General features: G+C 63.5%; 14 protein-coding genes. 8 read left to right on the forward strand and 6 right to left on the reverse strand.

Features of this window, described 5'->3' with window-relative positions; genetic code table 11:
* Positions 1 to 451 precede the first annotated feature (451 nt).
* The 8 genes from AC1DBQ_RS04230 (at position 452) to AC1DBQ_RS04265 (ending at position 9,227) form a co-directional block, all read left to right on the forward strand.
* Positions 452 to 1,111, forward strand: coding sequence for a NeuD/PglB/VioB family sugar acetyltransferase (locus tag AC1DBQ_RS04230; RefSeq protein ID WP_476927305.1), 660 nt, complete (start codon positions 452 to 454; stop codon positions 1,109 to 1,111).
* Entirely contained in the window at positions 1,108 to 2,193 is a 1,086-nt protein-coding gene (locus tag AC1DBQ_RS04235; protein WP_476927306.1) for a glycosyltransferase family 2 protein, read from the forward strand. Before AC1DBQ_RS04230 ends, AC1DBQ_RS04235 begins: the two co-directional genes overlap by 4 nt.
* Entirely contained in the window at positions 2,190 to 3,680 is a 1,491-nt protein-coding gene (locus AC1DBQ_RS04240; RefSeq protein ID WP_476927307.1) for a lipopolysaccharide biosynthesis protein, read from the forward strand. The genes AC1DBQ_RS04235 and AC1DBQ_RS04240 overlap by 4 nt, the downstream gene beginning before the upstream one ends.
* Before the next feature lie 11 nt (positions 3,681 to 3,691).
* Entirely contained in the window at positions 3,692 to 4,807 is a 1,116-nt protein-coding gene (locus AC1DBQ_RS04245; RefSeq protein WP_476927308.1) for a DegT/DnrJ/EryC1/StrS family aminotransferase, read from the forward strand.
* Positions 4,808 to 4,824: 17 nt separating this feature from the next.
* On the forward strand, positions 4,825 to 5,913 hold the full coding sequence (locus tag AC1DBQ_RS04250) for a glycosyltransferase family 2 protein (RefSeq protein WP_476927309.1): 1,089 nt from the start codon (positions 4,825 to 4,827) through the stop codon (positions 5,911 to 5,913).
* A 283-nt stretch (positions 5,914 to 6,196) separates the two neighbouring features.
* On the forward strand, positions 6,197 to 7,180 hold the full coding sequence (locus tag AC1DBQ_RS04255) for a rhamnosyltransferase WsaF family glycosyltransferase (RefSeq protein WP_476927310.1): 984 nt from the start codon (positions 6,197 to 6,199) through the stop codon (positions 7,178 to 7,180).
* Positions 7,161 to 8,030, forward strand: coding sequence for a glycosyltransferase (locus tag AC1DBQ_RS04260; protein WP_476927311.1), 870 nt, complete (start codon positions 7,161 to 7,163; stop codon positions 8,028 to 8,030). The genes AC1DBQ_RS04255 and AC1DBQ_RS04260 overlap by 20 nt, the downstream gene beginning before the upstream one ends.
* 3 nt (positions 8,031 to 8,033) lie before the next feature.
* Positions 8,034 to 9,227, forward strand: coding sequence for a glycosyltransferase family 4 protein (locus AC1DBQ_RS04265; RefSeq protein ID WP_476927312.1), 1,194 nt, complete (start codon positions 8,034 to 8,036; stop codon positions 9,225 to 9,227).
* 94 nt (positions 9,228 to 9,321) lie between these two features.
* On the opposite strand, the gene AC1DBQ_RS04270 is transcribed toward AC1DBQ_RS04265, so the two are convergent.
* From AC1DBQ_RS04270 to AC1DBQ_RS04295, 6 genes are all read right to left on the reverse strand, one after another.
* Complete coding sequence (locus AC1DBQ_RS04270) at positions 9,322 to 10,359, reverse strand: O-antigen ligase family protein (protein ID WP_476927321.1); 1,038 nt, start codon at positions 10,357 to 10,359, stop codon at positions 9,322 to 9,324.
* A 226-nt stretch (positions 10,360 to 10,585) separates the two neighbouring features.
* Entirely contained in the window at positions 10,586 to 11,290 is a 705-nt protein-coding gene (locus tag AC1DBQ_RS04275; RefSeq protein ID WP_476927313.1) for a hypothetical protein, read from the reverse strand.
* Positions 11,287 to 12,075: a hypothetical protein gene (locus AC1DBQ_RS04280; RefSeq protein ID WP_476927314.1), complete on the reverse strand. Its 789-nt coding sequence runs from the start codon at positions 12,073 to 12,075 to the stop codon at positions 11,287 to 11,289. Before AC1DBQ_RS04280 ends, AC1DBQ_RS04275 begins: the two co-directional genes overlap by 4 nt.
* Positions 12,053 to 12,979, reverse strand: a complete 927-nt coding sequence (locus AC1DBQ_RS04285; RefSeq protein ID WP_476927315.1) for a glycosyltransferase — start codon at positions 12,977 to 12,979, stop codon at positions 12,053 to 12,055. The genes AC1DBQ_RS04280 and AC1DBQ_RS04285 overlap by 23 nt, the downstream gene beginning before the upstream one ends.
* Before the next feature lie 5 nt (positions 12,980 to 12,984).
* On the reverse strand, positions 12,985 to 14,238 hold the full coding sequence (locus AC1DBQ_RS04290; protein ID WP_476927316.1) for a glycosyl hydrolase: 1,254 nt from the start codon (positions 14,236 to 14,238) through the stop codon (positions 12,985 to 12,987).
* 209 nt (positions 14,239 to 14,447) lie between these two features.
* A partial coding sequence (locus AC1DBQ_RS04295; protein WP_476927317.1) for a DUF4082 domain-containing protein occupies positions 14,448 to 14,779 on the reverse strand: 332 nt, incomplete at its 5' end.

The following is a 14,779-nucleotide window of genomic DNA, read 5'->3' on the forward strand; positions in this document are numbered from 1 at the left end:
CGCCGATTCCGGTTTCTTCCGGTCCGTCAGCGCTAGTTTTTCCCTAGGCACACAGAGTGAATTGCTGAACCGGGTCCATGAGACCGGCAACCGCCGGCTGGATCCGCAAAGAATCGGCGCCGCGCCGCGTAGGTCCGGTGAGAGAGAAGGTGGGGGATGGCGGTTTGGACAGCGGCGCGTCGGGACAGGCAACCCGGCGGAAATCGACCGGTTTCCGGCGCGGAACGCCGCTTTGCACGGGCCGCAGCCGCCCATCTCAGATTCAATCCGGCCCCTACCGGCCGGATTGCCGGGTCCGTTGCTGCACAACGGACCCGCGAACAGGAGCTGGCGGCGTCCGGAGCTGACGGAACCCGCGTCCGGATGCTGCCAGCCAACTTCACGACCGTGTCCACCGCGCAGGCTCCGCATCCCCGCGCCGGCGTCCTAAGCAGCGGGCGGGTGTGACCAGGTGAGTGAGCTCCTGCTGATCGCCGCCACCGGCCTGGGCCGTGAGGTGCTGGCGACCGTTCGCAGCGGCGGACGCTACGACGTCGTTGGTTTCCTTGACGACGACGAGCTGGCCGGGACCGACGTGGACGGAGCGCCAGTCCTGGGAACCATCGATGACTCGGTCCACTACACGCACGCTTTCTTTCTGGTCTGTCTGGATGCCGGCCGACCCCGCGAGGCCGTAGTTGAACGGCTGAGTGCCCTCGGCATTGGCCGCAACCGCTACGCCACGGTGCTGGACCCATCGGTCCGAATGCCCGAAGGGTGCCGGATCGGGCGGGGCAGCATCCTGCTGCAGAACGTAACACTGACCGCCTCTGTGACCTTGGGTGCGCACGTGGTGGCCATGCCCGGGGTCACGTTCACGCACGACGACGTCGTGGCGGACTTCGCGACGTTTGCCGCCGGGACCACTCTTGGCGGAGGGGTCCGGATAGGCCGTGCCGCCCACCTCGGCATGAATTCCAGTGTTCGGGAACGGACGTCGATCGGCGCGTACGCGACGGTCGGCATGGGTGCCGCAGTCCTGAGCGATGTCCCCGACGGCGAAACGTGGGTGGGTGTCCCGGCACAACCGGTCGACCACGCGGGCCGCAACGGAGCGGCGGGCCAGCTGTGAACCGCGCGTCAATCCGGCTTGGGTTCGGAAATCCCGAACGACCGAAGAAGCTCACGCGACGCCCGTTGGTTTCGGTTGTCATCCCCTGTTATAACTACGCCCGCTACCTGCCAGAGGCTGTGGCATCCGTCATGAGCCAAGGCGGCGTTGATTTGGACATCATCATTGTCGATGACGCCTCCACCGACGGCAGTCCCCAGATTGCGCGGGAGCTTGCCGCCGGAGACGAGCGAATCAGCGTGGTTTTGCACAGTCAAAACCAGGGGCATATTGCGAGCTACAACGACGGCCTGTCGCGGGTCCAAGGCGAGTATGTCGTCCTGCTGTCGGCGGACGACTTGCTGGCGCCAGGATCACTGGCGCGGTCCACCGCCCTGATGGAAGCCCATCCCGAAGTCGGGCTGGTCTACGGCTATGCCCAGGAATTTCACGACACGGTGCCTCCTACCCCCGAGACAAGGCCGTCGTGGTCGGTCTGGACGGGCGAAGAGTGGATCCGGATCATGTCCCGGCGAGGGTCCAACATCATCGTTAATCCAGAGGCGGTGTTGCGCCGTTCCATCATGGAACGTCTCGGCGGCTACCGGCCAGACATGCCGCACGCGGCGGACATGGAGCTCTGGCTGCGAGCGGCCGATCTCGGTTCAGTCGGACGAACCAACGGAAGCGTCCAAGCCTTCTACCGGGTCCATGGAACGAACATGCACCTGACGGATTTCGGAGGCGGACTCGCGGACATCCAGGCCCGACGGCACGTTTTCGAGGATCTTGCCAGTGTACCGGGCTCCGCTCTGAACCGGCACCCCGGGCTCCTCCGCATGGCCCGGCGTGCCCTGGCAGTTGAAGCAGTCCGCGCTGCCAACCAGGCTCTCGACAGGGGCGGCATAAACGCAAGTATCGAAAAGGACCTGGCTGAGTTCGCCGTAAAGACAGACGCCAGCGTTACGGGCACCGCGCCGTGGAAGGCATACCGCACCCGCAAGAACGGCCGCATGCCTGTCTATCAGCGCCGGCTCTCCGGCAAGGTGGATAGCTGGCGCTGGTCCTTGCGGTGGCGCCGCTGGAGGCGATTTGGCGTATGACGGCAACCGCATCCCCCGGACTCAGGCAGCGCATCGGTCACGGACTCGCCTGGAGCAGCGTCAACAGCCTCGTCCTCCGCCTGAGCAGTTTCGCTGTGGGCATTGTCCTTGCGTGGCTCCTGGCGCCTGCTCAATTCGGGGTTTTTGCCGTGGCCCTAAGCGTTCAGGCGGTGTTGATATCACTGGCCGATCTCGGAATGAGCGCCGACCTCGTCCGCTCGGAGGATCCGGCCCGTAAGGCGCCTACCGTCGCTACCCTTGCTGCGGTCTCCGGAACCGTGCTGACGGTGACGATGGCGGCGTCGGCCCAGGGGCTGGCGGATCTTCTGGGCAGCCACGACGCCGGACCCGTCATCGCGGTCATGTCTCTCTCCCTGTTGTTCGCCAGCCTCGGTGTGGTGCCGTATGCGGCCCTGCAACGGCAATTCGCCCAGAAGAAGCTGTTTGTCATCTCGTGCGTTGAATTTGTTGTTGGGACCTCTCTGACTATCGCGCTCGTGCTTGCCGGGTGGGGGGTCATGGGCCTTGCCATTGCCCGGCTCTGCTCCCAGGCGGTTTCGGTGGTCCTTCAATTTGTCCTGTCCGGGGAGCGCCCGCGATTCGGTTTTGACCGGCACGTGGCCCCTGGGGTTCTGGACTACGGTCTGCCTGTGGCGGGTGCCAACATGTTGTCCTGGGCGCTGTTGAACGTTGACACCGTCGCCATTTCACGACTTGCCGGGCCCGTAGCGCTCGGGTTCTATTTCCTGGCGTTCAATATCTCGAACTGGCCGATGAGCGCGCTCGGCCAGGTGGTTCGTTCCGTTTCGATTCCGGCGTTCGCCAGGCTGGCACGGGGACGGTCGGATACGAGCTTCGCGGCGATGCTTGGCCCGGTGTGGGCCGTCTCCTTGCTGGCCGGACTCATGTTGGCGGTGTTGGCCGGACCTGTGGTCGAACTCGTCTACGGGCCCAAATGGCTGCCCGCGTCGCTGATCCTGGGCTGGCTCGGAATTTTCGGGGCGCTGCGGACGCTCTTCGACCTCTCAGCTTCGTATCTCCTCGCGCGGGGAGCAGCCCGGGTCACGCTGTTCGTTCAGGTTGCCTGGATTGCCGGCCTCATACCTGCCGTCCTGCTCGGCATCAGCCTGGACGGGACGGCCGGAGTGGCCGCAGCCCACCTGGCAACCGCCGTTCTTGTGGTGTGTCCGGCCTACGCCGTGTCCCTGAGCCGCAGCGGGGCAGACCTACGGGCCGTGGTCTCACGGCTCTGGCCGCCCCTGGCCGCGGCCGTCCCGGCGGCCGCGGCCGCAATGTTCACGATTTCCCTCCTGCCGACGCCGCTGGCCCAACTGCTTGCCGGGGGCGCCGCCGGCGCAGGTGTCTACATTCTGCTGCTGGCCCGGTGGTTCAGCAGGCAAGTCCGTGCCGCGGCGCGGTGGGTAACAGACACCGAAACGCCGGACCGCGGCGAAGAAGCATCGGAAACTCCAGCATCGACGAGCTGAAAAGGAACATCATGACTACTCATCGCGTGCCACTGGTCGACTTGGCCCAACAGCAGCGGCAGATCGACGACACGATTCGTGAGGGCTTCAACCGGGTCATCGCGGAAAGCAGCTTCGTCCTCGGACCCCAGGTCGGGGAGTTCGAAGAGGCCTGGGCAAGTTACTGCGGCACGCAGTTCGCCGTCGGCGTGGGAAACGGGACCGACGCCATCGAGCTCGCGCTTCGGGCGACGGGCGTCGGGCCCGGAGATGAGGTGATTGTGCCGGCCAATACGTTCGTTGCCACGGCCGGCGCCGTCATGCGTGCGGGCGCCAAACTTGTCCTGGCGGACTGCGACGCCGATTTCCTGGTGGACCCCGGGAGCGTCGCGGAAAAGCTGACACCGCGGACCAAAGCTGTCATAGGCGTTCACTTGTTCGGCCAGGCGGCTCCCATGGAATTGCTTCGCGTTGCAACGAACGCGGACGTGACTCTCGTTGAAGACATGGCCCAAGCCCAGGGCGCACAGCGCTTCGGCGCCCGCGCAGGAACGTTGGGCGACGTCGCAGCCACCAGCTTCTATCCGGGAAAGAATCTCGGAGCATACGGGGATGCCGGAGCCGTCATGACGAGTTCGGCCGCAATTGCCGATCAACTCCGCAGGCTTCGCAACCACGGCGGGACAACCCGCTATGAACATGGCGACATCGGCTTCAACTCGCGGATGGATACCCTTCAGGCGGTGGTCCTGTCTGCCAAGCTCGCACTCCTGGATCAATGGAACCAGCAGCGGGCGGAGGCTGCGGGACTATACGCCACGCTTCTGGAAGGTCTTGGCGACGTCGTGCTGCCGGCGACGGCGCCGGGCAACGAACACGTGTTCCACCTGTACGTCGTCCGTGTCCCAGGGCGCGACCGCGACCGTATTGTCGCCCGGCTGAACGCAAGCGGTGTTGGAGCCGGGGTCCACTATCCCCTCCCTATCCATCTGCTGCCGGCCTATGGGTTCCTGGGTCACCGTCGGGGATCCTTTCCCGAGGCAGAGAAGCACTCACAGCAAATACTGTCCCTTCCCCTCTACCCGGGAATCACGGCGTCCCAGCAGGAATTCGTCGCGGAGCAACTGCGTACGTCCTTGGAGAAGTGAGAAAAATGGAGAATACGGTGCAAAGCGTTGATCGACGGATCCGGGTCAAGCCCCGGGTCGTACCGGAGCCACCGGCAACTGTGACGGTAGTGGTTCCTTGCTACAACTACGCGAATTTCCTTCCCCAAGCCGTGCACAGCTGCCTTGCCCAGGAGGAAGTTGAAGTCGACGTGATCATCGTCGACGATGCCTCCACCGACTCCAGCCTGTCAGTCGCCAAAGACCTCGCAGCAGCGAACCCGAACGTCTCTGTGCTGGCGCACGCCAGCAACAAGGGGATGGTGGCGACATTCAATGACGGAGCCGAAACAGCGACGGGAGAGTTCCTGGTGCGGCTCGACGCGGACGATCTGCTCACTCCCGGGTCCCTTGCCCGTGCAACGCAACTGGCCCGGGCGTACCCGTCCGTCGGACTCGTCTACGGTCACCCGATCCACTTTTCCACCGAGAGCCTGCCGGAGTCCCGCAACCAGGCGTCGGCGTGGACCGTCTGGCCCGGACAGGACTGGCTGAGGGGCCGGTGCCGCTCCGCGCAGAACGTCATCACCTCGCCGGAGGTGCTCATGCGCCGTTCCGTTGTTGAACGCATCGGGTATCAGGCGCCGCTACGCCATACACCGGATATGGAGTTGTGGTTTCGCATTTCCGCCTTCGCGGACATTGCCTACATCCACGGGGCAGACCAGGCCTGGCACCGGGACCATCCGAACAGCATGTCTGCCAAGGAAGTGGACGGCTGCCTGGATCTTCGCGAGCGGTATGAGGTCTTCGAAACCCTCTTCGGGGGTGTAGCCGGGGAGATACCCGGGGCCGATGGGCTCTTTCGCGAAGCCCGGGCGGCGCTGGTCAACGAGGCACTCTACACGGCGGGCTTGGAACTCGATCGAGGCCTCCCCGATCCGGCCCTGTTCGCGGCGTACCGCGCGTTCGCGAAAGATGTAGATCCCGAGATCGAGGGATCGGCCGTGTGGGAGACACTGTCCCGAAGGATCAAAAGCCCCGCGCCCGCTGGGGGCGCCAGCATGCTGCCTTTCCTTCGCCGCGTCAGGGCCCGCATCCGCACCACCGTGAATTGGCGCAAATGGCACAGGAACGGGGTGTTCTAACGTGCAGCGGCAATGGACTTCGATTCAACGCTTGGGTGCCCGGTTGCGAGCCAATGGCGCCAGGGACGTTGCCCAGCGGCTTGCGAAACGCACGGCCAGGAAGATCTCGACGACGTTCCGGACCTCAGAGCTGGATTTCCCGCTGCTGTATGCCGATATCGCCGACTCGACGGGCTTGCAGCTGCCGACCCCTCAATCGCTCCCGCCTAAGGAACCCCTCCGGATTGCTTGGCTATGCACGCCTCCCGGGCCTGGGAGCGGAGGCCATACGACGCTCTTCCGCATGGTGCAGGAGCTGGAACGGCGGGGCCACACCTGCACCCTGCTGCTCTACAACCGCCATGGAGCCGAACTGGAGTATCACACCGCCGTGATACGCAAGCATTGGCCCTGGCTCCGCGCAGACGTTCGCTACGTACCTTCCGCAATCGAGGGATATGACGTGACCGTGGCCAGCTCGTGGGAGACAGCCCACGTACTGGCCACAAGGGGGACGACCGCGCAGCACAGGTTCTACTTCGTGCAAGACTTCGAGCCCTACTTCTATCCGCGCGGGAGTCTCTACGCGTTGGCCGAGGACACCTACAGGTTCGGCTTCCGGCACATCGCCGTCGGACACATGGTCCAGCACCTGATCAGCGACGAAACCGGAGCGGCATCCGTCGTCGCCCCCTTTGGCTGCGATACCGGCGTGTATCGCCTTGAGAATACCGGTCCACGCACTGGAGTCGTTTTCTTTGCGCGCCCGGACGTGGACCGGCGAGGATTCCTTCTTGCCAAGTTGGCGCTCGAGGAATTTCACTCCAGGCATCCCGAGCAGTTGATCACGAGTTACGGGGACCGCCCGGAGAACTGGGATGTACCCCATATCCATGCAGGGAGGCTCTCGCCATCCGATCTCAACAGGCTTTACAACCAGTCCGCTGCCGGACTCGCACTCTCCTTCACTAACGTTTCCCTTGTTCCGGAGGAAATGCTCGCGGCCGGCATGACCCCGGTAGTCAATGATTCGCCCCTGGCTCGGATGGGCCTCGGCAATTCGCACGTGAGCTGGGCCAACCCGACACCCGCCGGCCTCGCTGCCGCCCTGTGTAGCGCGGTGGAGGAACCGCCGTCGGCACACCGACTGGCGATGATCGCGGCGAGTGTGCGCTCCGGGTGGGAACCAGCACAGCATGTTGTCGCGGGCGAACTCGAACGCGCCTGCTACGGCTCCGGTTCGCCGCATTCAAAACCAATAGGAGCAGGTGAACAACGTGAACGGTGATGTCACTACAGCGCCCAAAATAGCCGGCGGCGAAGCGTCGCATTTCGTCCTTACCCGCTTCAACGTGCGCTCTTTCTACCATGCGTCCGAACCGACTGATGAGTGGCTCCGCGAGCGGTTGCGGCTTTTCCGCCAGTACTGTTTGCCCGCGTTGGCCGATCAGTCGTCCGTACAGTTTCTGTGGCTGGTCTTCGTAGATGATCAAAGCCCACAGTGGTTCCGTCACGAAATCGAAAAAGATGCCGGGGGAAGATTCGAAACAGTTTACGTCGCCGGAGCATTTACGTCGGAGACCGTTTCGGAAGCCGTGGCGGCCCGAACGGATGCCCCGTACATCCTGACCACCAGGGTGGACAACGACGACGCCGTCGCGCGGGACTTCGTTCAAACGATCCAGAACTGCTTCCAGCGTCAGGACTTTGAATTCATCAACCTCGTAAACGGCGCCCAGTACGCCGACGGAAGGGCATATTTGCGCCCTTACACCAAGAATCCTTTCCTGTCCCTCGTCGAAGCGGCAGGAACGGCCGCGCCGGAGACAGTGTTCGTAGAACACCATTACCGTGTCGATGAACGCGGCCCAGTGCGGAATATTCGTACCGCCCATCCCATGTGGCTCCAGGTCATCCATGGGGGGAATGTTCTCAACGAAATTGTCGGACTCCGGGTCCCCGGGCATCGTATTGCCCGCTTCTTTAACTGCGGTCTCGACTTCAATGACAGTTTCATCGACTTGGTCGCGGAAACGTCCAAGGGCACGGCCCATATTCTTTGGCGCTTTGCGCGAAAACCGGCCCGGGTCACCGAGCTTTGGCGGGCGACGTTCGCCAAGAGAATGAGCCGGAGCTGAGCCTTGCAGCGTAATAAGATGCCGGCGTTGGACTCCGGGTTCGGCTGCATCGTGCACTGCTCGATGCCCTACAACGGTCGCGGCTGGGCCCAGACCTGCGCGTTGATGGTCAGCCGGTTCCCCGGGCAGGGACTCCCGCCCACCGTGGTGCTCCCGCGCGCCACCCGGTCAATGGCTCCGGGCGTGCACGTGGTGGAAAGCATCCTCTACCCGGCGTCCCGGCTGCCGTGGCGGCTGATCGAACCGATGAGCGATGCCGCCCTCGACCGCGCTTACCGCCGGGAGTTGCGGCGGGCCGACCCCTCGGCCACCGTAGTCTACGCGTGGCCGGGGATCTCGCTCGAGCACGTGGCGGCCGCCAAGGAACGCGGTTTCCTCGTGGTGCGGCAAATGATCAACTCGGGCCAGGCCATGGCCAAGCGCCTCCTCGACGGCGCCTATGCCGGGCGCGGGCTCGAGCCCGGGCACGGCATCTCCCGGCAGGCCGTTGCCCTCGAGATGACCGAGCTCGCGATGTACGACCACGTGCTTGCCCCGAACGCTCTCACGGCGCAGTCGCTCCTCGAGATCGGGATCCCCGCGGACCGGATCGTGCCGACGAGCTTCGGCTGGTCGCCAGAGCGCTTCGGGCGCGTGGATGGCACCCGCCGCGTCCACGACTCCCGGCCGCTCAGGTTCCTCTTCGTCGGGCGAGCCGGGCTGCGCAAGGGGGTCCCCGAACTCTTGGAGGCCTGGGAACTCTCCGGGGCTCCCGGTGAGCTGTTCGTCGTCGGTGACGCCGAACCCTCTATACGCGACCTCCTCGATGCCGCCGTCGGCCGGGGGTCGGTAGTCCACGTCCCCTTCACGGACGACGTGGGGTCCTTTTACGCGACGTGCGACGTGTTCGTCATGCCGACCCACGAGGAGGGGGGACCGCAGGTCACGCTGGAGGCCGGCGGATTCGGGTTGGCCTTAGTGGTAACGCCGATGGGGGCGGCCCGTCTCATCGAGCACGAACGCAACGGGCTCATCGTCCCGGCCGGCGATGCCGCCAGCCTGGCAGCGGCCCTGCGCCGGCTGGCTGCAGACCACCGGCTGCGGCAAACCCTCGGACGACGGGTCGCAGTGGACGCCGAGGCCTTTACCTATGACCGAGTAAGTGCGCGGCACGCAGACCTGCTTCTCGGCTTGCTGCGGACCCGCAACGCCGCGTAGCCCTTCGCGTGGGCCTTTCACTTATTCGGGCATTGCGCCGACACGGTAGCTGCGGGCTTGGTGGGCATGGCCCCCGCGTCCAGGACGTCCGATATTACCGCGCCGATCGCACCATTGAAGCTGATACCCCGAACATCATGAACAGCAGCCCTGCTGACATGGGGAAGCCCAGACCGTCGAAGAATGCGAACGTCAGGGCAATGGCCGCCACGGACGCGGAGACCGCCGCGCCTGACTGGCGGAGGCTGGCATCCGTGGATCGGCGCGTAGCAGTCCACGGAATGATGATTGACATCACCACAAGAACGAGGAACGCTCCAAGACCCAGCACGCCGACCTCGATCAGCAAACCCAAAAACTGATTATCAAGAATCAAATACTGCGGCAGGAATGTGCTGAATCCGCGGCCCAAGAACGGGCTTCGCTGCGCTATTTCAAAAGCGGCGGCATAAGAATTCGTTCTCGAAGCAGTGCTGGAATCATCGGCGACGCCAAGGAACATTCCCTTCAGCGTTCCCGCCATGCCGGGGACAGCCGCATACATGATGGTCCCCAAGCCGGCTGCCGCAAAAACTGCATACAGGCGGACTTGCGGCGACCAGCGGGGTGAAAGAACCAGAATGCCGGCGAGAACGCCAAGAAGCGCCGAGCGGGAAACCGAAAGCATGGAGGCGAACATGATCACCGCCGCCGGAAGCCAGCGAAGGAACATGGCGCGCCGGGTTTCGGTGATGGCCAAAGAGATCGCAATCGGCAATGTCATGCATAGCACTACCCCATATTCCAGCGGGTGGGCCGCCATACCTTGGGGCCGGATGAACCCGCCTCGGCCCTCGACGCCGGAAAGGGAGGAATCCACAGCAAACCCAGGCAGTGAGATCCAGTCAATGAGCGATTGCCCTGTCCAGAACTGGGCGAGTCCCAACGAGGCCATCAGGGTGCCCGCAAGCACGATGCGCCCGAGAAGAGTTTGCAGGCGTTCCCGCGTCTCAATCCCGTCGGCGGCTATGAGGGCAATGCCGACCCATCCCGCCAGCCGCAGCATCCCACTGTCGGCCGGACTCGATTCTGCACCGGGCAGACCACGGAAGTTTGCATAGGCATAGCTGGCCAGAACACATCCGACGAACACCAGCAAGGCCGTCCGTATAACTCGGGAACCTCCCTTATATGGAACGACCACACCCACTCTGTTCCACACCCACCAGAGAAGGCCCACCAGGCCCCAGAGCGTGGAGGGCCGGCCTGCTGATCCCAACACCGGAATAGTCAGGTATGAGGGGAGGGCGCAGACAAGCAGGAGGTAAACCGTCAGGAATGATGTAGCGTCCCATCCGGGACGCTTCACCTGGAAAATCTCAGGCTGTGGTCGCAGACTGCGCCGTAGTTTTGGTGGCACGGTGCCTCGTCCTTTCCGAGCGGCGACGTGTTCGCGCCCATCTGTCAGAGAGGGCCGCTGCGGATACTGTGAGACTCAGGCCCAATACCCAAGCGGCGGCGGCGGCTTTGGCTTCACTCGTCCGTGTGCGGGAGTACGCGAAGACCTCCGGCCGCAGTGGCACGGTCTCTATGCCTATCCTTACGCTTTGCCCGACCCCGCTTTCGTCTTGAATAGCGGTCGATGCCGAAGATATGTCGGCAACGACTTCATCCAGGGCAGAAGTCACGCGTTCGGGGCTTGAATCGACCGCCTGGATTCGGATGACGGGCGCGTTGAAAATGCGTTCCCACTGTCCACCAGCATCAGCCATCGTGACGGAAACTCCTTCCCGGACACCGAGTCCATACAGCTCGGCCGTCGGCGAAGAAAGCTTCACGGAGGGTCTTACCGCGTTGACCCTTACTGCCACCACGCTGGTGAAATTGATCAGGGGTTCAGCAAACGCATCGTCCGTTCTCGACGACGCCACCCCGCCTGGCACGACAAAAACGACATCCATCTGCGCCGCATAGACGCGGGGAGTGAGCATGAGCGCCGTGCAGACGAGCCACGTGCAGGCAACCCCTGCTGCGACGACGTACCAGCGTCGTATCAGCAGGGAGAGCAGCTGCGCCATGGTCATGGGATCGTGGCGCGAACGTTGGCCTTATGGGCTGGTTCCGCGGACCCCTCATCCCCGGTGTCCGGGGGGAGCGGCCGGGATTCCGGTGACTTCGACCGTCGCGGCCGCCGCTGCTTTCGCCCCGGGGCCGGATCCGGCGTTTCGGCCGAACTTCCAGGGCCCGGACGTTCCAGGCTTCCACGCGTCATTCGCCTGGCAAGCAGCAGCCCGTCCAACATTCTGGCCAACAGCACAGTGCCTACGACTCCAGCTCCTGCGGTGACGATGATGAGCTGCAGCTGAGCCTTGTTCTCCATGGTGGACTCGGGAGCCACGACGATGGTCCTGAGGTTGATCCTCGAGAAATCCGGGACGGACAGTTCGTCCTGCATGGCTTTGAGTGTGGTCGGCACTGTCGCCAAAGCGGCCTTCAGCCCGCCCATCGTCTCGCTGGGACTAGGGCTGGAGACCTTGACAACAACGACTGCCCCGCTGGTGGACCGGTCGGCGTCGACGCTGTAGGTCATGGCTGGAAAATTCTCCAGGATGGGCCCGCGCACCTCTGCCGCATTGGCCCGTCGTGTCAGGACGTCAAGTGCCTGCGACATCCCGACGAGGTAGAGGTAAGGGTTACCGGTGGTCCCCACCGTCGCGGACGGAGGCATGAGCACGAGGCTGCCGCTGGCTTCATATGTGGCAGGAACCTTCTCGTAGACCACAGCACACACCCCTGCAGTCAGGGCGAGGCCGGCCAGCACTACGTACCAGCGTCTTGCGAGGCTCTTAATAAGTTCCTTCAGTTGCATCTGCTTTCCCCCTCACAGTGCTAGCCTTTCCGGCAGACAGCACTTCCTTGACCCTGCTGAGACCATCCTTGCCCAAGACCGTTATCATGAGCCATTTAACTGTCGATCTGCCACGTTCGCCCAGATATCGAGCGGGAGCTACCACTAAGTTTTCCCAGCGCAGTGCTCTGTCAGAAGGATAGCCCGTATCGGGTGGAATAACCGGAAATCTTTTTAAATGAACCAGGGATGAAACCATTCTTCCGCGAACCCGATTGCTCACATTTCCTCCGTGAACTACCTGCAACCAGGCCGGGGATCCAGCAATTTCCCGGACCGGCATGCTTTTTCCGAGGAGATTGTGCCAGTCCGCCCAGCAGGTGACAGGCTCCTCCCAAGATTCGGCCACTGAACAAAACGCATTTCGGCGGTCTATTAGTGAGTAGAGGTCTTTCCCGGTCAGTATCAGGCCGCGAGAAAAGTAAATCGCCGTCCTGACGGTCGGGATACTGGCCTGCATTTGAAGTCTTTCGGCAAAATCCACGGCCAGTCCATCATCATTGTCAAGATTTGTCGTTACCAATCGCTTCCGCGGTTTTCCCACAACCGTGATCAGATCCGCCACGAGCTCGTCGTGGTTGACGCTTGGCCTGAAGATCGGCACAAAGCCGCCATCGCCGGCCAGCCGCGGGATCCTCTCCTTCAGCCATGACGGACTCTCGGGATCGAAATAGACAATCCAGTGGAAGTCCCCGGAAGTCTGGGCCCGGACAGACGGCAGGCAGAATCGCTCGAAGAGGTCAACCCTGCTCCTGAGCCAGCCCTCCTGTGCGCGGACCTGGCTCTCCCTGCCCGCAGTAGGCAGGTTGAAGCGGGTCAGCAGTACGTGATCCACATTGAATCCCAGAGAACCAGACACAGACATGCCATTCATCCTTTCGTTGCGCTTCCGGTCAGTGTGAAGACCGAGTTCGGTCCGGCCGTCAGGTTTGTTGTCCCTTCGGCCATCAGGACGTCGTCGACGGCCTTCATGTCGCGCTCGGAATCGGTGATGAACATGGCGAGCGGTATCGTCCCGCCCAGTCCGGCGAGGCGTACGGTGACTTTCACCGGCGACTCGGACGTGTTCCGCCCGAAGACCGAGACTCGTCCTGACGCGGGGTCCTGGAAGGCCACTACGTCGACGCTTTGGTCACTGGAGGACGCCGCGATGCGGACCGCATTCCGCGGCGTGTAGCGGACCAGTTGGCGGAGGACGTAGTAGGTTTTGCGTGGGCTGTAGGTACGCTTGTCCGGGTCGTAGGCGAGGAGGCCCCAGTAGCCGGTGCTTTCGTGGTGCTCGTAATAGCCGTCCCACGCGTCATATTGCATGAGTCCTGCGGCGCCCTCCTGGAGGAGCTTGATCGCCAGGGAGGCTGTTTGCGCGGCGGATGACCAGTCGGCGGGGTTCGGTGATCCCGTGTCGCAGCCCGGACAGGGCCCGGAGAATTCAGTGACCCAGTAGTCCAGCCCCGGATGGGAGGACTTAGCCAGTGCCTCCGCCGCGCCGCCGGAGCTTCCGTCGTAGCTGTGGATCCCGAAATACGCCATCCGGGACATGACCAAGGAATCCGCGTTCAGTGCCTGCAGATATTCGGAGCTGGCCCTGGCGGCGGACGCCGTGTCCGGTCCGACGAGCCGCATATCGGGAAGGCCCAGTCCGTCCAGGCGGACTACAAGTTTGTGCAGGAGCCGCACGTATTGTTCCGGCGCCACCTGGGGCCCTTCGATCCCGTTCCAGTCGGTCTCGTTCATGGGGCTGAGCAAGGTGAAGTCCAGCTTCCGGACATTCCGGCCGTAGGCGACCATGGAAGCAATCATGCGGACCCATTGGTCTTCGGCTGCCGTGTCGATGTGGTTGCCGCCCATCCACTCCGGCACGCCGCCCATGACGTTGACCATGACCTGTTGTCCGGGCTTGGCCGAGATGTACTCGATGGTGTTCCACAGATCGGCCATTTTGCCGCGCTCGTAGATGGGTGTGTAGCGGCTCCAGTCAATAGTGGCGGGGTCGGACGGGTCCTTTTCCGCTTCCCAGTCGGCCTTGTCGATGATCACGCGCCAGTTGACCTCGCCCAGATCGGCAATCATGTCGATCGCGGGCCGGAGCCGGCCGTTGTCCCAGCTGTGTACGTTAGCGTTCACCCCCAGTCCCGAGACCGTCTGGAAGCGTTCCGGACCGTCGGGACTGGGGGCAACGGACACAGCAGGGCCGCTTGACGCGGGTTGGGGCGCACTTTCCCGCCGTTCGCCCACGGGGCTGCCCGAACACGCGGTGATCAGTGCCATGCACCCGGCGAGCCCTGCGGCCGCGAACCGTTTGACGGCTGTCTTCTGTGTTCCACTCTTCCCGTTCACGGCTGTGGACTGACGACGACGTCGACCCAGTAGTTGGTGTTGTTGTAGCTGTCCGTGGGGAACGCCGTCGAGGTGGCGTACCGGTACACGCCGTTTGATCCGTCCGTGCCGGACGCGAGGCCATGCAGGGGCGCCTTGTCCGCGGCGGAACTGAAGTAGCCGCTGTTGGCCGAATACGCACCGTTCGGGGCGTAGTAGGACACCACATACGTGGTGTTCGCCGCGATCGGCACCGGCGAGGAGAACGTCGCCTGCTGCCAGCCCGAGTCCGTTTCCCCCGTGAACGTCACCGACGCCAGGAGCGTCCCGGTAGCCGTCCACAAATGCC

This window comes from Arthrobacter sp. 10T413_2, from assembly GCF_056394205.1.